The organism is Janthinobacterium sp. BCJ23, assembly GCF_059617945.1.
The window spans coordinates 211163-231693 of sequence record NZ_JCAQAW010000010.1 but is presented as its reverse complement, the minus strand read 5'-3'; the positions used below and the strand labels follow the sequence as shown (position 1 = coordinate 231693).

The 20531-nt window shown below is 63.4% G+C and carries 17 protein-coding genes and 1 pseudogene; 9 read left to right on the top strand and 9 right to left on the bottom strand.

Annotated features, from left to right (window positions below; all coding sequences use genetic code 11):
• Positions 1-104: 104 nt before the first annotated feature.
• Both AC54AG_RS25395 and AC54AG_RS25390 read right to left on the bottom strand, forming a co-directional pair.
• Complete coding sequence (locus AC54AG_RS25395; RefSeq protein ID WP_219328398.1) at positions 105-980, bottom strand: pirin family protein; 876 nt, start codon at positions 978-980, stop codon at positions 105-107.
• Positions 981-1055: 75 nt separating this feature from the next.
• The gene (locus AC54AG_RS25390) at positions 1056-1655 is read right to left on the bottom strand and encodes an FMN-dependent NADH-azoreductase (RefSeq protein WP_496632072.1); all 600 of its coding nucleotides are present in this window, start codon (positions 1653-1655) and stop codon (positions 1056-1058) included.
• A gap of 115 nt (positions 1656-1770) precedes the next feature.
• Here AC54AG_RS25390 and AC54AG_RS25385 point away from each other — a divergent pair, with 115 nt between their 5' ends.
• On the top strand, positions 1771-2676 hold the full coding sequence (locus AC54AG_RS25385; RefSeq protein WP_496632070.1) for a LysR family transcriptional regulator: 906 nt from the start codon (positions 1771-1773) through the stop codon (positions 2674-2676).
• Between the two features lie 17 nt (positions 2677-2693).
• Here AC54AG_RS25385 and asd read toward each other — a convergent pair whose 3' ends face one another.
• Positions 2694-3542 (bottom strand): archaetidylserine decarboxylase, encoded by an 849-nt coding sequence (gene asd / locus AC54AG_RS25380; protein ID WP_034752331.1) that lies wholly within the window; start codon positions 3540-3542, stop codon positions 2694-2696.
• A gap of 393 nt (positions 3543-3935) precedes the next feature.
• Between asd and AC54AG_RS25375 the strand changes: the two genes are divergently transcribed.
• The 6 genes from AC54AG_RS25375 (at position 3936) to AC54AG_RS25350 (ending at position 11097) form a co-directional block, all read left to right on the top strand.
• A complete protein-coding gene (locus tag AC54AG_RS25375) occupies positions 3936-6017 on the top strand; it encodes a TonB-dependent receptor plug domain-containing protein (protein WP_496632067.1) in 2082 nt (693 codons plus the stop codon).
• Positions 6018-6136: 119 nt separating this feature from the next.
• Positions 6137-7375 (top strand): DEAD/DEAH box helicase, encoded by a 1239-nt coding sequence (locus AC54AG_RS25370; protein WP_496632065.1) that lies wholly within the window; start codon positions 6137-6139, stop codon positions 7373-7375.
• A gap of 65 nt (positions 7376-7440) precedes the next feature.
• Positions 7441-8058 (top strand): LON peptidase substrate-binding domain-containing protein, encoded by a 618-nt coding sequence (locus tag AC54AG_RS25365; protein WP_496632063.1) that lies wholly within the window; start codon positions 7441-7443, stop codon positions 8056-8058.
• Between the two features lie 142 nt (positions 8059-8200).
• Positions 8201-8944 carry a DNA-binding protein gene (locus AC54AG_RS25360; RefSeq protein ID WP_034752328.1) on the top strand — a complete coding sequence of 248 codons (744 nt, stop codon included), beginning with the start codon at positions 8201-8203 and terminating at the stop codon, positions 8942-8944.
• A gap of 160 nt (positions 8945-9104) precedes the next feature.
• A complete protein-coding gene (locus tag AC54AG_RS25355; protein ID WP_496632061.1) occupies positions 9105-10097 on the top strand; it encodes a chemotaxis protein CheB in 993 nt (330 codons plus the stop codon).
• Between the two features lie 52 nt (positions 10098-10149).
• A complete protein-coding gene (locus AC54AG_RS25350) occupies positions 10150-11097 on the top strand; it encodes a cupin-like domain-containing protein (RefSeq protein WP_496632059.1) in 948 nt (315 codons plus the stop codon).
• On the opposite strand, the gene AC54AG_RS25345 is transcribed toward AC54AG_RS25350, so the two are convergent.
• Complete coding sequence (locus AC54AG_RS25345; protein ID WP_496632057.1) at positions 11094-12005, bottom strand: DMT family transporter; 912 nt, start codon at positions 12003-12005, stop codon at positions 11094-11096. The two genes, AC54AG_RS25350 and AC54AG_RS25345, sit on opposite strands and share 4 nt — an antisense overlap.
• Positions 12006-12056: 51 nt before the next feature.
• On the opposite strand from AC54AG_RS25345, the gene AC54AG_RS25340 reads away from it, so the two are divergent.
• A complete protein-coding gene (locus AC54AG_RS25340; RefSeq protein ID WP_496632055.1) occupies positions 12057-12614 on the top strand; it encodes a helix-turn-helix domain-containing protein in 558 nt (185 codons plus the stop codon).
• Between the two features lie 8 nt (positions 12615-12622).
• Here AC54AG_RS25340 and AC54AG_RS25335 read toward each other — a convergent pair.
• The 4 genes and pseudogenes from AC54AG_RS25335 to trpS form a co-directional block, all read right to left on the bottom strand.
• Positions 12623-13353 (bottom strand): annotated as a pseudogene (locus AC54AG_RS25335) (class I SAM-dependent methyltransferase).
• Positions 13350-14591, bottom strand: coding sequence for a voltage-gated chloride channel family protein (locus AC54AG_RS25330; RefSeq protein WP_496632053.1), 1242 nt, complete (start codon positions 14589-14591; stop codon positions 13350-13352). Before AC54AG_RS25330 ends, AC54AG_RS25335 begins: the two are co-directional and overlap by 4 nt.
• A gap of 36 nt (positions 14592-14627) precedes the next feature.
• Entirely contained in the window at positions 14628-16217 is a 1590-nt protein-coding gene (locus AC54AG_RS25325; RefSeq protein WP_496632051.1) for a pyridoxal-dependent decarboxylase, read from the bottom strand.
• Positions 16218-16336: 119 nt separating this feature from the next.
• Entirely contained in the window at positions 16337-17413 is a 1077-nt protein-coding gene (gene trpS / locus AC54AG_RS25320) for a tryptophan--tRNA ligase (RefSeq protein WP_217494627.1), read from the bottom strand.
• Positions 17414-17731: 318 nt separating this feature from the next.
• On the opposite strand from trpS, the gene AC54AG_RS25315 reads away from it, so the two are divergent.
• On the top strand, positions 17732-19675 hold the full coding sequence (locus AC54AG_RS25315) for a CocE/NonD family hydrolase (RefSeq protein WP_219328410.1): 1944 nt from the start codon (positions 17732-17734) through the stop codon (positions 19673-19675).
• On the opposite strand, the gene AC54AG_RS25310 is transcribed toward AC54AG_RS25315, so the two are convergent.
• On the bottom strand, positions 19672-20529 hold the full coding sequence (locus tag AC54AG_RS25310; RefSeq protein ID WP_496632049.1) for an EamA family transporter: 858 nt from the start codon (positions 20527-20529) through the stop codon (positions 19672-19674). The genes AC54AG_RS25315 and AC54AG_RS25310 overlap by 4 nt on opposite strands.
• Positions 20530-20531: the final 2 nt, after the last annotated feature.

Here is a 20531-nt window from a genome sequence, read left to right as displayed (position 1 = left end):
AATGATCTTGTCGTCAGTGTAATTGAAAAGCAACAAAACAGTCGGCGCGTAAAAAAACCTGCAGGCCGCGAGGCACTGCAGGTTTTACCTGGAGCAAATAAATTTTACTGTGCCGCCGTCTCGCCAAATTTCCCTTCACGGAAATCCTCTACGGCCTGGAACACTTCCGCCTGGGTATTCATGACGAACGGGCCGTACTGCGCGATCGGTTCATTCAAGGGCTGGCCGGCGACGAGGATCACGCGGCCGCCTTCGGGCGCCTCGATGCGCACGCCGTCGCTGCCCGGCGTGTTGGCAAAGATCGCCATGCGCAGGGCGGGCACGGCCTTGCCGTCGACCTGCACTTCGCCACGAAACGTGTAGATGAAAGCATTATGGCCTGGCGGCAAGGGTTGCTCGAAGCTGGCACCGGCCGGCAAGTCGATATCGAGGTACAACGGTTCCGTCAGTTCGCGCTGCACGGCGCCCGTCACGCCATGGCTCTCGCCGGCGATCACTTGCACGGCCACGCCAGCGTCCGTCGTGTAGCGGGGGATCTCGCTGCTCGTGAAATCGCGGTACCACGGCGTGCGCATCTTGTCGCGCGCGGGCAGGTTCAGCCACAGCTGAAAACCTTCCATCACGCCTTCTTCCTGCTCCGGCATTTCCGAGTGGATCACGCCGCTGCCGGCCGTCATCCATTGCACGCCGCCCGAGGTCAGCAAGCCTTCGTTGCCCGCGCTGTCCTTGTGGCGCATGCGCCCCGTGATCATGTACGAGACCGTTTCAAAGCCGCGGTGCGGATGCTCGGGGAAGCCGGCGATATAGTCGTTCGGCTTGTCGCTGGCAAAGTTATCAAGCATCAAAAACGGGTCGAGACGGCGCTGCAGCTGCTGCGTCAGCACGCGGTTGATCTTCACGCCGGCGCCATCCATGACGGCCTGGCCGGCGATCACGCGCTCGACGGCGCGTGGCTTGTTGACGGTGGTGGTATCGCTCATTGTGTTCTCCTGTTTGGGGTCAGACCCGCCGGAACTCGGCGTCCCCGTCTGACCCCTTGTTGCGGCAGTCAGCTATTACACCAGGATCGCGTTGATCTCGGCGTCCGCTTGCGCTTGTGCCTTGGCCACGGCTTCCGGACCCATGCCCATGCCTTCCGAATACACATATTGCACGTCGGTCATGCCCAGGAAACCGAACATGGTGTTCAGGTAAGGCACCTGGCTATCGTTGGCGCTGTCGCGGTGCAAGCCGCCGCGGGACAGGCCCACATAGACTTTCTTGCCGCTCAGCAGGCCAACTGGGCCGTTTTCCGTGTACTTGAAGGTGACGTTGGCGCGGGCAATTGCGTCGAACCAGCTTTTCAGTTGCACGGTGATGCCGAAGTTGTACATCGGCGCGCCGATGACGATCACGTCAGCCGCTTGCACTTGCGCAATCAGCGCGTCGTCCAGGGCGATGCGGGCCGCTTGCTCCGGCGTGCGTTTATCGACCGGCGTGAACAGCGCTTGCAGGGTCGGTTCGTCGAGCACGGGGTGCGGTGCGGCAGCCAGGTCGCGGCGGACGAGGGTGGCACCAGGGTTGGCCGCTTCTACGCGGGCGACGATGGCGTCAGCCAGGCGGGTCGAGGCGGAACCGGTGCTGCGGGCGCTGGAATTGATTTGCAGGATGTTCATCTTGTTTTCTCCGTTGTGAGGTGTCTTGCGATGGATGAACTATAGCAATTCCAAAATTGATGCGGAAGCCGTTAAAATGGATAACATTAATCCACCAATGGAACAATGAGGTTTTATGGATATCGATCCCGGAGATTTGCTGCTGTTTGCCAGAGTCGTCGAATGCGGCAGTTTCAGTCGCGCCGCCGTGCGCGTGGACTTGCCCAAATCGACGCTGTCGCGGCGCATCTCGCTGCTGGAAGCGAAACTGGGCGAACGATTGCTGCTGCGCACGACGCGCAAGCTGGCGCTGACGGAGTTTGGCGCCAGCCTGCTCGAGCATGCGCGCAAGGTGGTCGAGGAAACGGAGGCGGCCGGCGCCCTGGCACAGCACCGCCAGGCGGGGCCCAGCGGCTTGCTGCGCATTTCCATGCCGGCCGATTTCGGCGACACCCTGATGCGCCAGGTGCTTGCCGAGTTCGTGCGCCGCTATCCGGCCATTTCGCTGGAACTGGACTTGTCGGCGCGCCGCGTGGATTTATTGGAAGAGAACTTCGACCTGGCCATCCGCATGGGCAATTTGCCCGACGACGCCAGCCTGTCAGCGCGCCGCGTGGCGTTCAGCACCCTGGCGTTGTATGCCTCGCCGAAATACACGAGTGTGCACGGCTTGCCCGAGCATCCCGACGATCTGTACGGTCATGATTTGCTCAGCTTGCCGCGCGCCGTGCATGGCCTCGTGCACTGGACTTTGATCCGCGGCAAGACCACCTGGGAGCGCGATCTGCCCGTGCGCCTGCTGGCCAACTCGCCTGAATTGCTGGTGCGCATGGCGTGCACGGGCGTGGGCATCGCGGCCAGCACGGACCGCTTTGCCAAGGCCTATGTAGCGACGGGGGAATTGGTGCGCGTGCTGCCGGAGTGGAGTTTTCCGCTGGTCACGGGCTGGGCCGTGTTTCCCGGCCGGCGGTTGATGCCGGCCAAGACGCGCGCGTTCCTGGACTTGATGGAAGAAATGTACAAGACCGACGCGCCCGTGTAGGCGCGCGTCCCGTTGGCTTACTTGGGCAGGTTGCCCATGACTTCGCCCAGCTGCACGGGGCCGGCCGGTTGCCAGCTGGCGTTGAATTGCACGGTGTCTTTCGGGAACAGCATGACGACGGTGGAACCGAGCAGGAAGCGGCCCAGTTCTTCGCCCTGTTTCAGCACGACATTGTCGTTCGCATAGCTCCAGTCGCGCACCTGGCCCGTGCGGGGCGGGTTGACGACGCCGTGCCAGACGGTGGCCATGCTGCCGACGATGGTGGCGCCGACCAATGTCATGACGAAGGGGCCGTTGGCCGTGTCAAATACGCAGACGACGCGCTCGTTGCGGGCGAACAGGCCGGGAATGCCGCGCGCCGTCGTCGGGTTGACGGAAAACAATTCACCGGGCACATAGATCATGCGCGTCAATCGGCCATCGCACGGCATGTGGATGCGGTGGTAGTCGCGCGGGCTCAGGTACAGATTGGCGAAGCTGCCGTGTTCGAACTGGGCCGCCAGGGACGCGTCGCCGCCGACCAGGGCCGTGGTGCTGAAGTTATGGCCCTTGGCCTGGAAGATCTGGTCCTTGTCGATCGTGCCGAACTGGCTGATGCGGCCATCGACGGGGCAGATGTAGTCGGCCTGGGCCAGCGGACGGGCATCGGGGCGCAGCGCGCGCGTGAAAAAGTCGTTGAAGCTCGTGTAGTGCGTGATGTCCGGGTCCAGCGCCTCATCCATGTTGACGTTGTAGCGGCCGACGAACCAGCGGATCAAACGCGTGGTCATGGCGCCGCCTTTGGCGCCGGCGATCCGGCCGGCAAAGTTGGTCAACGCTCCTTTTGGAAGCAGATATTGAGGCAGGACGGCAAGACGGTCAGACACGATGGGAAGCCTTTGACGGGATGATGGGAACAATGGTGAAAACGCATTATAGCGGCGATGTGGCGCGCAATGATATGCGCCGTATGCAAGGGTGCGTATCGCAGTCCGCCGCCGAATTTAATTTGCTGTAAGAAATATTTTCGGGAAACTGCGCCACTCGGAAAAAATTGCAGCACAATACGGCGGCCTGTTTTTTAGCTTTTAGCCATTTTTATTCAGCCAACTTTTTTCAGCCAGGTCATGATGCCACGCCGTTGCCTCCGCCTTACCGTCCTTTGTTCAGCCGTTTTACTTGCCTGGAATGCCCAGGCCCAGCAATCTGAAGCGCCAGCCGACACGGCCGCTGCCGCCACCACTGCGCCGCCGAAGGCTGAAAAGCCCGCCGCACCGGCCATGCAAACCGTCGAAGTCAAGGGCAGCGGCTACGATCCGCGCCGCGACGATACGGCCAGCAAGATGGTCGTGGGCAGCGAGGAAATCCTCAAGTATGGCGACACGAATGTCACCGACGTGCTCAAGCGCTTGCCCGGCATTACCGTCTCCGGCGCGGCCGGACGCTCGGGCGGCGAAATCCGCATGCGCGGGCTGGGCAGCGGCTACACGCAGATACTGCTCAATGGCGAGCGGGCGCCTGCCGGTTTCTCGCTCGACACCCTGTCGCCCGACGTGATCGAACGCATCGAGATTCTGCATGCGGCCAGCGCCGAATACAGCACGCAGTCGATCGCCGGCACCATCAATGTGGTGCTCAAGAAAGCCGTGAAGACGGCGCAGCGCGAACTCAAACTGGGCGTGCAGGGCAGCGACGTGAGCTTTTCGCCCAGCGTCAACGTGCAGTTGTCCGACCGCGACGGCAATTTTTCGTACTCGATGGCCGGTTCGCTGTTCCGCTACGACTACCATTACGACAATCCGGGACTGGAACTGGGCTACACGCCCGACGGCCGGCAAAACCTGCTGCGCCGCACGAATGGCACGGGCGATGGCCGTCCGGAAGGCATCAATCTGTCGCCGCGCCTGAACTGGGTGCTGGCCAATGGCGACAATGTGACGGCGCAATTCTTTTTCAATGGCGGGCGCTCGAATCACCGCAACTTCAGCCGGGCCGAAACGGAGCAGGGCGTGCGCCCCGACTATGACACCAATACAGGCAGTTCAAGCAACCACAACGCCTTCGGCCGCAGCGACCTGACGTGGATGCACAAGCTGGCCGGCGGCGCCAGACTGGAACTGAAAATCGGCGCCTCGGCCGCCCGCAATACGTCCGACAGCCTACAGCAAGGCTTTGTCGACGGCAGCGGCCTGGCGCTCGAGCGCAAGGTGGGCGTGAAGGCGACGGAAAACGGCGTCAGTTCGACGGGCAAATATTCGTCGCCCTTGCTGCCCGGCCATGCATTGTCGATGGGCTGGGACGGCGCCTACACGGAGCGCGATGAAACGCGCCGCCAGCGTGAAGCGGCTCTGGCTGCCTTGGGCGCGCGTCCACCCGTCAACAGCGACGAAGGTTTCGACGCCACCATCAAGCGCCTGGCCCTGTACGTGCAGGATGACTGGGAAATCACGCCGCGCTGGTCGATGTATGCGGGCGTGCGCTGGGAAGGCATCGATACGCGCAGCGCGGGCGATACCTATGACGAAGTGAACCAGCGCACCAGCGTGTGGAGCCCGCTGCTGCAGACCCTGTGGAAGCTGCCCGATACCAAGGGCGACCAGGTACGTTTGGCCCTGACGCGCACCTACAAGGCGCAGCCCACGGCGAGCCTGATTCCGCGCCGCAATACCTCGACCAACAATAGCCAGACAGACCCCGACCGCGAAGGCAATCCCTACCTGAAACCGGAGCTGGCGCTGGGCATCGACGCCTCGTACGAGCACTACTGGGCCGAAGGCGCCTTGCTCAGCGCGCGCGCCTCGGCGCGCCGTATCGATGGCTATACGCGCCAGGGCTTGCTGTTCATCAATGACCGCTGGGTATCGACGCCCGTCAACGATGGCCGCGCCAATACTCAGACATTGGAACTGGAAGCGAAGTTCCCGCTGCGTGCCGTGATGGCCGCGCCCGTGCCAGCCATCGACTTGCGCGCCAGCATCAGCCGCAACTGGTCGCAGGTGGACCAGGTGCCGGGACCGAACAACCGGCTCGACCAGCAAACCCCCGTCAGCGGCAACTTCGGTCTCGACTACAAGACGCCCGACGGCGTGCTGACGACGGGTGGCAGCTTCAACTTCCGCAATGGCGGCCCCGTGCGCATCACCGAGCGCCAGAGCGCCTACACCTCGCCGCGGCGCGACGTCGACATTTATGCGCTGTGGAAATTTGATGCGAAGAACCAGCTGCGTCTGGCCGTGTCGAACTTGTTGGCGCAAGACTTCGAAAGCACCACCACGTATGCGGACGCCAGCGGCACGATAGCCCGTAACAGTATTTCGCCGAGTTCGCCGCAGGCGCGCGCGACCCTGGAAATGAAGTTCTGAGCGCGCTGTTTCTATACTGTAAACCCCGGCCGGCATCCCCGCTGGCCTATAATCTCGGCAATTGCGCGCACGGCCAGTCCGTGCGCGCCACCTTTTACTTTGCCAAGATTGCTTTCCCCATGACGTTTTCCTCCCTCGGCCTGATCGATCCCCTGGTCCGCAAACTTGACGAGCTCGGCTATGCCAAGCCCACACCCGTGCAGGCGCAAGCGATTCCTGCCGTGCTGGCCGGGCGCGACCTGATGGCCGCCGCCCAGACGGGTACGGGCAAGACGGCCGGTTTCGCCGTGCCGCTGCTGCAGCGCCTGACATTGGAAGGCGTGGTGGCGCCCCAGTGCGTGCGCGTGCTCGTGCTCGTGCCCACGCGCGAACTGGCCGAGCAAGTCTATGCCAGCTTCCGCAGCTATGGCGGCAATTTGCCGCTGCGCAGCTTTGTCGCGTATGGCGGCGTGCCCATCGAGCCGCAGATCAGCAAATTGCGCAAGGGCCTCGACGTGCTGGTGGCAACGCCGGGCCGCTTGCTGGACTTGCAGACGCAGGGCGCCGTCAAGTTCGAGCAAGTGCAAACCCTGGTGCTGGACGAGGCCGACCGCATGCTGGACCTGGGCTTCGAGCGCGAGCTCGATATATTGCTGATGACCATGCCCAAGCAGCGCCAGACCCTGCTGTTCTCGGCCACCTTCTCGGACGCCATCCGCGCCATGGCGAAAACCATGTTGAAGGATCCCGTCTCGGTCGAGGTGAGTGCGCGCAACAGCACGGTCAAGGCCGTCAAGCAATCGGTGATCGTGTGCGACAAGAAACGCAAGCCGGAACTGTTTTTGCACTTGCTGAAGAAAAAGCGCTGGGGCCAGGTTCTGGTCTTCGTCAAGACGCGCAAGGGTGTCGAGCTGCTGGTGAACACTTTGCTGGAGCAGGACGTGCGCGCCGATTCGATTCACGGCGACAAGACGCAGCCGAACCGCCTGCGCGCGCTGGCCCGTTTCAAATCCGCCGAAGTGCAGGTGCTGGTGGCTACCGACGTGGCCGCCCGTGGCCTCGATATCGACCAATTGCCCGTCGTCGTCAATTTCGACTTGCCCACCGTGGCGGAAGACTATATCCACCGCATCGGCCGCACGGGCCGCGCGGGCGCCTCGGGCGAAGCGATCTCGCTCGTCTGCGCCGACGAGGTGGAGTTGCTGTCGGCCGTCGAAGCGCTGACGCGGCAAACCTTGAAACGCAGCGAAGAACCCGGTTTCGAGGCCGAGCACCGCGTGCCGGGCACGTCCGCCGGCGGCACGATCCAGAAAAAGGCCGTGAAAGTGCTGGCGCCGAAGGCGGCGGAGCGAGCCAAGAAAAGGCGCTTTTACAAATAATCGGCGCAGTTAAGCTGAAAGGCAAAGCGCGCTGCACGGATATGCCATTCGTGCCATCATGCGCCATGACCTCGATACCTTTGTTCCCGCTCAATACGGTGCTGTATCCCGACGGCTATCTGCCCCTGCAGATCTTCGAGGTACGCTATCTGGACATGATACGTCAGTGCATCATGGGCGAGCAGCCGTTCGGCGTGGTGCAGCTGCTGGAAGGTGCGGAAGTGCGCAAGCCGGGCCAGCTGGAAACCCTGGCGCCCGTGGGCACTCTGGCGCGCGTCGTCGACTGGGCCGCGCCTCTGTCGGGCTTGCTGCAAATCAAATGCATGGGCATGCAGCGCTTCCACATCGTCTCCAGCGAACAGCTGAAGCACGGCTTGTGGATGGCGCAGGTCGACACCTTGGCGCCCGATAAAACCATCCCCATCCCGCAAGAGCAGCAGAATGTAGCCGACGCGCTCGGCGCCCTGATCCGTACCCTGCAGGAGCAAAAGATCCCGCCCGATCAAATGCCCCTGCAGCCGCCATACCGCCTCGACGAGTGCGGCTGGGTGGCGAACCGCTGGTGCGAGCTGCTGTCTCTGAGCGCCATGCAAAAACAACTATTGCTGAGCCAGGACAATCCCGTGCTGCGCCTGGAACTGGTGCAGGATATGCTCACGGAAAATGGTCTGCTCGAAGAGTAAAACATCCCAGGCCGCATGTTTGCACAACGTTCTGTTGTGCAATTGCAATCACTATTGAGAAATACTTTACGCTTTGCCGCCGCTGGCATAAGATAATGCCCCTGGGCAAGATTGCCCTGGGCAACATTCAAGAGCACACGACATGGCAAAAGTAAGCGCGGAACAGATCAATGCGGCAATGGAAGCGATGGCCGGCGAAGGCCAGTCCATCACGGTGCGCGCCTTGCGCGAACGGCTGGGCAACGGCGCCTGTCTGGGCACCATCAGCAAGCTATTGCAGCGCCGCAAGGCCGGTGCGCAGCGCCAGATCGCTGCCGCCGCCGAACTGTCGCCCGTGCTGCAGCAAGCCATCCTCGATTATGTAGGACAGGAATTAAGCGCCAGCCACAGCGCGCATGAAGCCGAGATGAACGACAATCAACAGGAATTGATGGACCTGGCCAGCGAGAACGAGCGCCAGCAAGAACTGCTCGACCTGCAGGCGGGCGAGCTGGAAACCTTGCGCGAGGAGCTCGAGCGCGAGCGGCAAGTGGCGAACCAGGCCCGCACGGACCTGGCCAAGGCGCAGCTTCGCCTGGAAGGCTTGCCGCGCCTGGAAGAGGCGGCAGAGCAGGCGCGCATGGACCTGGCCAAGGCGCAGTTCAAGCTCGAAGGCATCCCCCGTCTGGAAGAGGCCGCCGAAGCGGCGCGCGCGGAACTGATCCAGGCCCAGCTGAAGCTGGAAAGCCTGACACGCGTGGAAACGGAACTGGCGGCCGCGCGCCTGGAACTGGAAGCGGAACGCGAAGAGCTGGGCGAAACGCGCGCCGAGCTGGACGAGGAGCGTACCTTGCGCATCAAGGCGCAGCAGTTCATCGTGGATCCAATATTCAAGACGCCAGTCTGAAGACACTCGGCCACCTCTCCCTTCCGCTCGCGACGGTTTTGTCAGGTGTCGTTACGTCTCTGTTCTAACCTAACGCTGCGTACAGTGTTAGTCGGCGCACGGAATCTTGTCACTAGGCGCGGCAAAATAGTTCAGTGATCCGGGCGCGAAAGGGGCAGGCATGGAAACGCTGATCGTCATGGGGGCCTCGGTGGGCGGCGTAAGCGCGCTGTCCACCATCTTCGCCACCTTGCCGGCGGACCTGCCCGCGGCAATCCTGGCCGTCATGCATGTAGGCGCGCGCAATAGCGTGCTGCCAGAGATCCTCAGCAAAACCTCCGCCTTGCCCGTGCGCTTTGCCGAAGAGCGCGAACCTGTGCGCGCGGGGCGCATCCTGCTGGCGCCGCCGGACCGGCACATGCTCGTTGCCAACCTGGCCGGCCAGGCGATGGTCGAGCTGACCCGGGGACCGAAGGAAAACCATACACGTCCCGCCATCGACCCCCTGTTTCGCACCGCGGCCGCCGCTTTTGGGCCGAAGGTGGTGGGCGTGATTCTCAGCGGCTACCTCGACGATGGCACGGCGGGCTTGCAGGCCATCAAGGCCTGCGGCGGCAAGGCGCTGGTGCAGGAGCCGCAGGACGCGGTGGCGCCGTCCATGCCGCAAAGCGCGATCGACCATGCCGGAGTGGACTGGTGCCTGCCGTCCACCGAGATCGGGCCGGCCCTGCTGGCGCTGGCCAGCGGCGCGCCGGCGCCAGCCGTCGCTGCACAGTCCTTGCCGCCCGTGCCCCAGTGGGTTGCCGTGGAAAACCGTTTTGCGCGGGGAGTGGGAAATATGGAGCAACTGGAAAAAATTGCCACGCCATCGACGTTCACCTGTCCCGAATGCCAGGGCACGCTGTGGGAGCTGCATGGCCAGAAGCCGCAGCGTTTTCGCTGCCATACGGGCCACAGTTTTACGGCGCAGACGCTTGGCGAGTTGCAGCATGAAAAGGCGGAAGACGCCATCTGGGCCGCCGTCAGGGCGCTGCAGGAAAAAGAAAAACTGTACCTGAACCTGGCCGCCAAGGCCCAGGCTTGGTTGCATCCGGGCACGGCCAGCGAGTATGCAGCCAAGGCGCGCCAGGCAGGCGAGCAGGCCGATATGCTGAAACGGGCCTTGCTGGCTTAAAATAGCGCACTGTCGCGCCATGCCGCGCGGCGCCTGATCGCAAAGAAGGTTTATGTCCGCAGAAAAAAAAGAGCCGCTCCCGCTTGCGGCAGCCCCCGTATTGCCACGTGCACTGCCGCCGAGGCCGCCAGCCGAATTCAGTTCGCCTGAAGCGGCCCTGGCCCGCAAGCAGGCGCGCGAAGACAAGGATGCGCAGGTGCGCGGTGTTACCTCTATCGACGCCATGCGCGAGGCTATCAAGCAGGGGGCGCGCGACTTGCCTGCCATCACCGAGGTGCCGCGCCTGGCCATGCTGGACGCCGCCGCCTTTCGTGCGCGCGCCGCGCAGGGCTTGCCTTTCCTGATGCGCGGGCTGGTGCGGCGCTGGCCCCTGTCGGCATTGGGTCCCGAAGTCTTGCGCGAGCAGTTCAGCCATGTGCCCGTGCGCGCACGGGTAGGCGACTACATCAACACGGCCTTTGCTGCCGATCGCGCCATGCAGGATATGTCGATGGGGCAATATCTGGATCTGGTGGCAGAGGGCAAGTATGTGCTGCCGCCCTACCTGGGCAACCTGGAATTACGCGAGCTGAACCGCCTGTGCCACTGGCCCACGTATTTCGACAAGATGGGCCCGCCGCGTTTCTGGGTCGGGCCGGCCGGCACGGTGACGCCCTTGCACTGCGATTACGACGACAATATCTTCGCCCAGGTGTGGGGCCGCAAGCGCATCATTTTATCGCCGCCGCACCACGATGCCTTCCTGTATCCGAGCGAAGCGAACGCCATCCTGTTCGGCTCGCCCTTCGACCCGGAAGCGCCCGATTTCGAGCGTTTCCCGCTGGCGCGCCAGGCCACCATGATCGAATGCATCGTCGAGCCGGGCGACATGCTGTACGTGCCCGCCGGCTGGTACCACCAGGTGCGTGCGCTGACGTTTTCGCTGTCCTCGAACCGCTGGGCCAGGGCCGTGCCGCTGGCCTTGCATGGGGATACGGCGCTGCGGCGTACCGACGCTTAATCTGATGGCACGATGGCCTTGCCGTCGGCGCGCAGGCGTTTCGGCCGCCACTCGCTGAGGATGCCCGCACAAATGATCAATATCGCGCCTACGATGGCCAGCGCCGGCAGGCGCTCGCCGGCGATACGTCCGATCACGCCAGCCCAGACAGGTTCGCCCGCATAGATCAGGGTCGCCTTCGTGGCGGAGATGCGCTTTTGCGCCCAGTTCATCACATATTGGATCAGCGCGCTGGCGCAGCCCAGGGCCAGCACGCTGAGGATGAACGTCTTGCTGATGACAGGTGGCGCTTCGCCCATGACGGGCATCAGCAGCAGGGCGATCAATGACGCCATCGCCAGTTGCACGATGGTCACGCGCAAGATGTTCAGCTGCGGCGAGACGCGGCTGATGAGGATGATTTCCAGGGCGATGGCGATGGCGCCCACGGCCGTGATAAGCTCGCCCGTGCCGAAGGCCATGCTCAAGCCATCCGTGCCGGTAAGCAGCAGCAAGCCGACGAACGCCAGCACGACAGCCGCCCACACGGCAGGGTGGGGGCGCTGCTTGAAGACCAGCCACTGCACCAGCGGCACGATGGGCACATAAAAGGCCGTGATGAAGGCCGATTTGCTGCTGGAAATATGCATCAAACCATAGGTCTGCAGCGCGTAGCCGCCAAAGATGCTCACGCCGATGGCCATGCCCGTCAGCAACTCCGCCTTCGTCAAATGCCGCAACTGGCCCCGGCAAATCAGGGCGCCGATGCTGGCGGCCACGGCAAAGCGGGCGGCCACGAAGGCCAGCGGGCCGCTGACCGTCACGGCGTTTTGCACGACGAGAAACGTCCCGCCCCAGATGAAGGTGATGGCGATCAGGGCCAGTTCGGGCAGGCCGAGGGCGGGCGGGGGACTTGCGTGTGTTTTCATGGGACGCTATGCTATGAGCAAAATATTTCCCATCATCATAGGAGCAATATATTGCGCAGTCAAGCCGAGGCCGGTGGCGTGCTGGCACACCTGGCCACCAATCTGCGGCGCTTGCGCCTTGCCGCCGGCCTTAGCCAGGAGGAACTGGGGCGCCAGTCTGGCCTGAGCCGGCGCATGGTCAACGGCGTCGAGGCTGGCAGCACCAATATCAGCCTGGCCAACCTCGACCATGTGGCGGCCGCTTTGAACGTGGCCTTTGTCGACCTCGTCCAGCCGCCGCAGCAGCCGCACGACAGCCTGCGCGTGCTGATGTGGCAAAGCGAATCGCAGGCCAGCCAGGCCGTGCTGCTGGGCGCGGCGCCCGCCAGCCGCCAGGTCGAGCTGTGGTCGTGGACCCTGGCACCAGGCGAGCGCTACGATGCGCAAGCCGATCCGGCCGGCTTCAGCGAAATGCTCTACGTGCTGGAAGGAACGCTGCAGCTCGTGCTGGCGGCGGAAACCAGGCAGTTGGCCACGGGTGAATTTTTTGTCTTCAGCAGCGCGCAAGCGTATGCCTACGTGAATGCGGGCGCGTCGACCTTGCGCTTTACGCGCAATGTGGCCAGCTGACGGCGCGGTTACTTGAGGCCACACCCCACCAGCAACAGCATCGGCCGCTCGCGCTCTTCGGCCAGGGCCGGTTGCTGCGCGAGCTGTTCGTCGCTGGGTCCCCATTCTTCCACGTGGTCCAGCTGGAAACCGGCGCGTAGCAAAGCATTCAAGGTCGTGCCGAGGGTGCGGTGCTGCTTGATCACGCCGGGCGCCAGCCAGTCCGAGATGCGCGGGCCTTGCTGCTGGTAGCTGTCAACGGGCCAGCGCTTGCGGCCTTGCGCATCCGTCAGCCAGCCGGGCTGGCGCGGCGCCATGAAGATCGGGTGCTCGATGGAAAACACCAGCTTGCCACCTGGCTTCAAGCCGTGGCGGATGGCGGCCAGCAGGGTGTCGAAACCTTCGACGTAGTGGAACGCCAGCGAACTGTAGACGAGGTCGTAGCTGGCTGGCGGCAAGGCCAGTTGTTCCAGATCAAGCCGCGCATAGCTGACCGTCGGGTGTTCTCCCATGGTGCTTGCCTGCGCCAGCATCTTTTCCGATACGTCCACGCCCAGCACGCGCGCCGCGCCAGCCTCGGCAGCCCAGCGGCAGAACCAGCCATAGCCGCAGCCCAGGTCCAGCACGCTTTTTCCTTGCATCCCGGGCAGCATGGCGCGCAGGGCAGGCCATTCCGGTGCGCTGTCGAGGCCGCCGACAGAGCGCGGCAGCTGGCTATAGCCGTGAAGAAGCTGTCGTTGTCGTAGATATTCTGTGTCATGCGTCGATGTCCTTGGGGGGCGTGCGCTTGGCATGCCCGCCCCGTTGCGCCCGGTAAATGCCCGCGTGGCCGGAAAACAGGTAGGCGACGACACAGGCGATAGCTGCGTACATGCCGATTTCGGCGCCGAACAGTTCCATGGCCATCAGGGTCGAGGCGATCGGCGTGTTGGCCGCGCCCGCAAAGACGGCGACAAAGCCGATGGCGGCCAGCAGGGGGACGGGCTGGTGCAACAGCGGGCCCAGCGCATTGCCCAGGGTCGCGCCGATGTAGAACAGGGGCGTCACTTCGCCGCCCTTGAAACCTGTGCCCAGTGAAACAATGGTAAACGCCATCTTGCCGAGAAAATCCCAGGCGGGCAGCGGTTCCTTCAGCGCGTCGACGATGGTGGGAATACCCAGGCCGATATACTTGTCCGTGCCGATCAGCCACACGGCGGCAGCGATGATCACGCCGCCGGCCAGCGGACGCAGCGGGGCGTAGGCGATCCAGCGCTTCATCAGGCCGCTCAAACCATGCGTGGCTTGCGCAAACAGTTTACCGGTCACGCCGAACAGCACGCCCGCGATCACCATGGCGCACAAGGTCCAGGCGGAGAGGGCGGGGATCAACGGCACGGCGTAATGCGTATGGTGGACTCCCCACAGCAAGCCCACCTGGTCGGCGATGACGGCGGCAGCCAGGCAGGGCAGCATGGCTTCGTAGCGCAGGCGGCCGATGGCCAGCACCTCCAGGCCGAAGATGGCGCCTGCCAGCGGCGTGCCGAAGACGGAGGCAAAGCCGGCGCTGATGCCGGCCATCAGGATGATGCGGCGGTCTTCGTTGTTCAGGCGGAACAAGCGCGTGAGCTGGTCGGCCAGCGCGCCGCCCATCTGCACGGCTGTGCCCTCGCGTCCGACGGACGCGCCGAACAGATGCGAGATGACGGTGCCGCCCAGCACCAGCGGTGCCATGCGCAGCGGAATGATTTTTTTCGGATCGTGGATTTCATCGATCAGGAGGTTGGCGCCGCCTTCGACGCTGCTGCCGTAGCGCAAATACAGCCAGCCGACGGCAAAGCCCGCCAAGGGCAGCAGCCAGATCAGCCAGGCGTGCGCCATCCGCGTGCGCGTGGCCCAGTCCAGGGCGAACAGGAAGAAGGCCGAGGCCGATCCCGCCAGCACGGCCACGACCAAGGCCAGCAGCAGCCATTTCAACAGATGCTTTAGTAGATCGGTGAGGGCGCTAAGACGCTGCATCGTGCATCCATTCAAAACTGATGGGTGGGGGATTCCTTACAGGCCCAGTTCCGCCACCAGCGCCTGGCCGATGGCGCGCTGTTCGGCCAAGATGGCGCGCAAGTGGTGGGGGCGCGTCTTGACATTCGTCATGACCACGCGCAGCACGTTGGTCGGGCCAGGGTAGCGCGTCGATTCCAGTACCGTGCGCGAAACAAAGCTGTGGCCTTGCGCCTTTTGCCGGTTCTGCAGCTTGGCGTTCAAGGTGTTCAGTTGCTTGTTCAGTTCGGTGGCAGCGTCCACCTGGCCGCCGGCCAGCAAGGCCTCCATGCGCTGGCGCAAGTGCGTGGGCACGTAGCGGTAGGTCAGAATAAAGGTATCGGAGCGCGTGACCAGTTCGAAATCCTGCTGGTCGGCCAATAAATCCTGCAACTGGCCGGACAGGGTGGCAGCCTGCTGCAGCAAGGTCGTGTAGCCGGACACGCCCAGAACCTTGAACGAGGTCCACAGTTTCAAGGCATCGAAGCGGCGCGAGCCTTCCAGCGACGTCTGGCCCAAGTCGCCCGAGTTGTCGCGCAAGATGTAGTTGGCATTGTGCTTGAGCAAGTTCAGGCTGGCGCTATCCTTGAACAGCACCATGCTTTGCGCCATCGGCACCCATAGCAGCTTGTGGCCATCGATGACGACGGAGTCTGCCAGCGCAATCCCGTCGTACAACGCGCGGTACTGTTCCGCGATCAACAGGGCGCCGCCCCAGGCCGCATCCACGTGGAACCAGATGCTTTCTCGCGCGGCAATGGCCGCCATCGCGGCCAGCGGGTCGATGGCGCCCGTTTCCGTCGTACCGGCGATGCCGATCATGGCGACGACTTTGATCTTGCGCAGTTTTAAATCGGCAATGGTCGCTTCCAGCGCGGCGACGTCGATGCGGTTGTCGCGGTCGACGGCCACCAGCTGCAAGGCGTTTTCGCCGAGGCCCAGGGTTGCCAAGGCCTTTTTCACGGAGTAATGGCTGCGCGCCGAGCCGATCACGGCCAGCCCCGCATGGCTAGAATCCTGCATGGCGGCGAACAGGCCCCGCTTGCGCGTGCCCGGTAATTGTTTTTCCAGCGCCACGGCCAGCGCCGTCAAGTTGCCCATGGTGCCGCCGTTGACGACATTGCCCAGCGCGCCACTGGTGGCGGCCATGGCCTGCGTGTAGACGGCATCGGGCTGCTGGTAGATCTGGCGGTGCAGCCAGCCGAGGATCTGTTTTTCGATCAGGGTCGACACGTACGCCGTCTCGATCTTGACCTGGTTCTGGTTCAGGGTGGCTGTAAACGCTTCGGCCAGCACGCTGATCCAGGGCAGGGCCTGCGTCATGTGGCCGATGTATTGCGGGTGGTTCAGCTGGGCCGTATTGGCCAGCACGGTGGTGTCGAGTTCTTGCAGGAAATCCGCCACGGGCATGCCGTGCGCGGGCAGGCAGGTGTCGGACAATTGCGTCAGCAGTTCCGCATACGGCGTGTGCGGATAGGGCGTGTCGCGTTCGGCGGCCAGCCAGCCGCCCAGCATGCCCAGCGCCTGCTGCAGGGGCGCGGGTGCCTGCTGCAGCGCATCGATGGAAAAATGCTGCTGCAGCAGCTGTTCGATAGGGGTATCGGTCATGGCGCGTTGTCTTCTCTACGGATTGCTGGTGCCACGGTGACACAAATGCATCGCGCCCAGGCGGAAGCGGGATTTTACCCGACTCCGCCTGAGCGCATCAGTTTGCTGACTGTCTGTGATCAGAAGTAGTTGAGGCCCAGCGCCGACTTGACTTCATCGGCCGTGCGGGCCGCCACTTCGCGTGCCTTGAACGTGCCTTCTTTCAGCATCTGGATGACTTGCCCCTTGTCCTTGGCGAACTCTTCACGGCGGGCGCGGATCGGTGCCAGCATTTCCTGCAAGACCACGTCCAGGCGCTTCTTGACGATGCTGTCGCCCAGGCCGCCGCGCACGTAATGGGCTTTCATTTCGGCCAGCGCCGCTTTTTCCGGATCGAAGGCGTCCAGGTACGTAAAGGCGATATTGCCTTCCAGGTGGCCCGGGTCTTCCACGCGCAGGTGCAGCGGGTCGGTATAGACTTTTTTCACGGCGGCCGTGATTTCGGCCGAGGTCGCGCCCAGGTTGATGGTATTGCCCAGCGACTTGCTCATCTTCGCCTTGCCGTCGATGCCGGGCAGGCGGCCGATGTCCGGTACCAGCGCCTTGCATTCCATCAGCACTTCGCGGTTGTACATGCGGTTGAAGCGGCGCACGATTTCATTCGTTTGCTCGATCATCGGGATCTGGTCTTCGCCCACGGGCACCACGCCTGCCTTGAAGGCCGTGATGTCGGCCGCCTGGCTGGCAGGGTAGGTCAAAAAGCCCGCTGGAATGTCGCGCTCGAAGCCGCGCAGGCGGATTTCTTCCTTGACGGTGGGATTGCGCTCGAGGCGCGCCACGGTGACGATATTCAGGTAGTAAAAGGTCAGCTCGGCCAGTTCCGGGATTTGCGACTGGATGAAGACCGTGGTTTTCGTCGGGTCGATGCCGACGGCCAGGTAGTCGAGCGCCACTTCGACGACATTGCGGTGCACCTTGTCGATGTCGTCCATATTGTCCGTCAGCGCCTGCGCGTCGGCCAGCATGATGAATTGCTTGTAGCTGTTCTGGTAGCGGACCCTGTCGCGCAGGCTGCCCACGTAATGGCCCAGATGCAAGGGACCGGTCGGGCGGTCGCCCGTCAGGATCACGGATTGCGAAGCGATGGCGGCGGGCGACAGCGGTGCTGCCGGTGCGTCATTCTGGTCTTGGGTATCTGGGGTGTTCGGCAAGCTCATCAAGTTTCCTTTTGAGCCGCCTGCATCGGGGATGATCCAGGCTGAGCCTGTTACGCCACCGATCGAGGCGGCGTGGATCTAATTCACATCACTATACAGTGGCCGCGCGAAAGTGAGCGGGACCACCAATTCAAGCAGGCGTGTTGTGAAGGGATAAATTTCATGGCGTTATGGTTGCAGTTTGGGCGCGTTCTGTCAAGTTTGCGGCCCGATTTATCTGCTGTGCTGCGTCAGAGGCTAGCCTACTGTGGAACTTGCTTTCCGGGTATTATTGCCATTCGGCCACTTTTGCGTGGCATGAATCCATTGGAGAACAGTATGCGCGTGTCGTCCCCCGTCCGGCTCACCGGCCTGGCCCTGGTTATCAGTTCCCTGTTTGCTGCGCCCGCGATGGCGCAAACTCCGCCGATGGCGCCCGATATCGGCGCCAAGCTGGTCATGCCCGACGTGAATGATTACGTCAAGCGCGTGGTGATGATTCCCATGCGCGATGGCGTCAAGCTGTACACGGTCATCGTCGTGCCGAAAGACGCCAAACGGGCGCCTATCATGCTCACGCGCACGCCCTATAACGCTGCCCGCCGCGCCCAGCGCGCCACCAGCGCCAGCATGCTGGCCACCTTGCCGCAAGGCGACGACACCCTGGTGGAAAACGGCTACATCCGCGTATTCCAGGACGTGCGCGGCAAGCATGGCTCGGAAGGCGATTACGTGATGACGCGCCCCGTGCGCGGCCCGCTCAACAATACCAAAGTGGACAACGTCACGGATGCGTGGGATACCATCGACTGGCTGTCGAAGAATATCCCGGAAAGCAATGGCAAGGTGGGCATGCTTGGTTCCTCGTACGAAGGGCATACGGTGCTGATGGCCCTGGTCGACCCGCATCCGGCGCTGAAGGTGGCCATTCCCATGAGCGCCATGGTCGATGGCTGGCGCGGCGACGATTGGTTCCATAACGGCGCCTTCCGCATGCCGAGCTTGTCTTACCTGGCATGGCAGACGAGCGTGCGCGGCAGCGGCGAGGCGCCCGTGCTGGGCGCCTACGACGATTACGATGCGTATCTGCGCATCGGCTCGGCTGGCGACTTTGCAAAGAAATTCGGCATCGACAAGCTGACCTATACGAAAAAGCTGTTCGAGCACCCGGCTTACGACAGTTACTGGCAAGAACAGGCGCTCGACAAGATCCTCGCCAAGCGCCCGCTGATCGTGCCCACCATGCACGTGGTAGGGCAGTGGGACCAGGAAGACATCTATGGCCCCTACGCCAGCTACTGGGCGATGGAAGGGCGCGACACGCGCAACAATCTCAATTACCTGGCCATCGGCCCGTGGCGCCACAGCGGCGTCAACTACGAAGGTTCCAGCCTGGGGGCCCTGAAGTTTGACGGCGACACGGCGCGCCAGTTCCGTGAAAAAGTCATGCAACCATTCCTCAATCAATACCTGAAGGATGGCGCGCCGGAAGCGAACACGGCACCCGTCGTGTCGTACCAGAGCGGCACGAACCAGTGGCAGCGCCTGCAGCAGTGGCCGCTGGCCTGCGAGACCTGCGACACCAAGCTGACGCCGATCTATCTGCAGGATGGCTACAAGCTGGGCTTTGCCGCGTCATCGGCCACAGCCGATGCAGCCAGCGGCGCGTTCGATGAATACGTGGCCGATCCGGCGAAACCCGTGCCTTTCGTCCCCCGTCCCGTGCGCCTGAACGATGCAGACGTGTGGAAGCCATGGCTGGTCAGCGACCAGCGCGGCTATGCGGACCGTACGGATGTGCTCAGCTATGTCTCGGAACCGTTGAAGACGGCCGTGCGCATCGCCGGCGCGCCGATGGTCAACCTGTTTGCCGCCACCAGCGGCACGGATGCCGACTGGGTGGTGAAGCTGATCGACGTGTATCCGGACGAAGTGCCGTCGCAGCCGGCCATGGGCGGCTACCAGCTTGGCGTGGCGATGGACATCTTCCGCGGTCGCTACCGTGACAGCCTCGAACATCCGACCGCGATTCCTGCCGGCAAGATCGAGCGCTACCGTTTTGCCTTGCCGAACGCCAACCATGTGTTCCTGCCCGGCCACCGCATTGCCGTGCAAGTGCAGTCGAGCTGGTTCCCCCTGTACGACCGCAATCCGCAAACCTTCGTGCCGAATATCTTCCTGGCCCAGCCAGGCGATTACAAAAAGGCGACGCAGCGCGTGTACCACGCGGCAGGGGCGGCCAGCGCCATCGAGTTGCCGATCGCGCCGCTCGACGCCCGCTAGGCCATTCGCATGAGCACGGCGCCTGCCGCTATCAGGGCGATAGCCAGATAGCGGCGGGGGCTGATTTTTTCGCGCAGGAACAGCGCGGCAATGGCGATGGCGAACAGGATCGACGTTTCGCGCAGGGCCGCGATGGCGGCCACGGGCGCTTGCGTCATGGCCCACAGGGCCAGGCCGTACGAAGCGAGCGTGCCGAAACCGCCAAAGGCGGCCAGGCGCCATTGCGTTTGCGCATACGCAAGCAAGTCGGCGGGGCGGCGCAACGCTGTCCACAGCAGCAGTCCCGTTCCGTTCAAGACAAAAATCCACATGGTGTAGGCGGCCGGCGCGCCGGACAGGCGCACGCCGATGCCGTCGATCAGGGTATAGCTGGCGATGACGCAGGCGTTGCCCAGCGCAAAGGCCGTGGCGCGGCCCGTGTTTTTCGCGGCGCCAGCCGTGGCGGGCCGGCGCGCGGCAACATACAGGCCGAGGATGCCCGCGCAGATGCAGGCGACGGCGCCCATTTGCATGGCGGACAGGCGCTCGCCGATCAGCGGCCAGCTGGCCAGCGCCACGATGAGCGGCGCGCTGCCGCGCATCAATGGGTAGGCATGGCTCATGTCGCCGGCCTTGTAGGCGGCCGCCAGCAGAGAATAATAGGCCAGCTGCGCCACGGCCGAGGCGGCCAAATAGGGCCAGCTGGCGGGCGCGGGAGAGGTGACGAAGGGCAGCACGGCCAGCGAGATCAGGGCCGCGCCCACGGAGACAAGCACCGTGCTGAGAAAGGTATCCTTGCCCGACTTGACGATGGCGTTCCAGCTGGCGTGCAGCAGCGCGGCAAACAGGACGACGGCGACGACCAGACCGGACATGC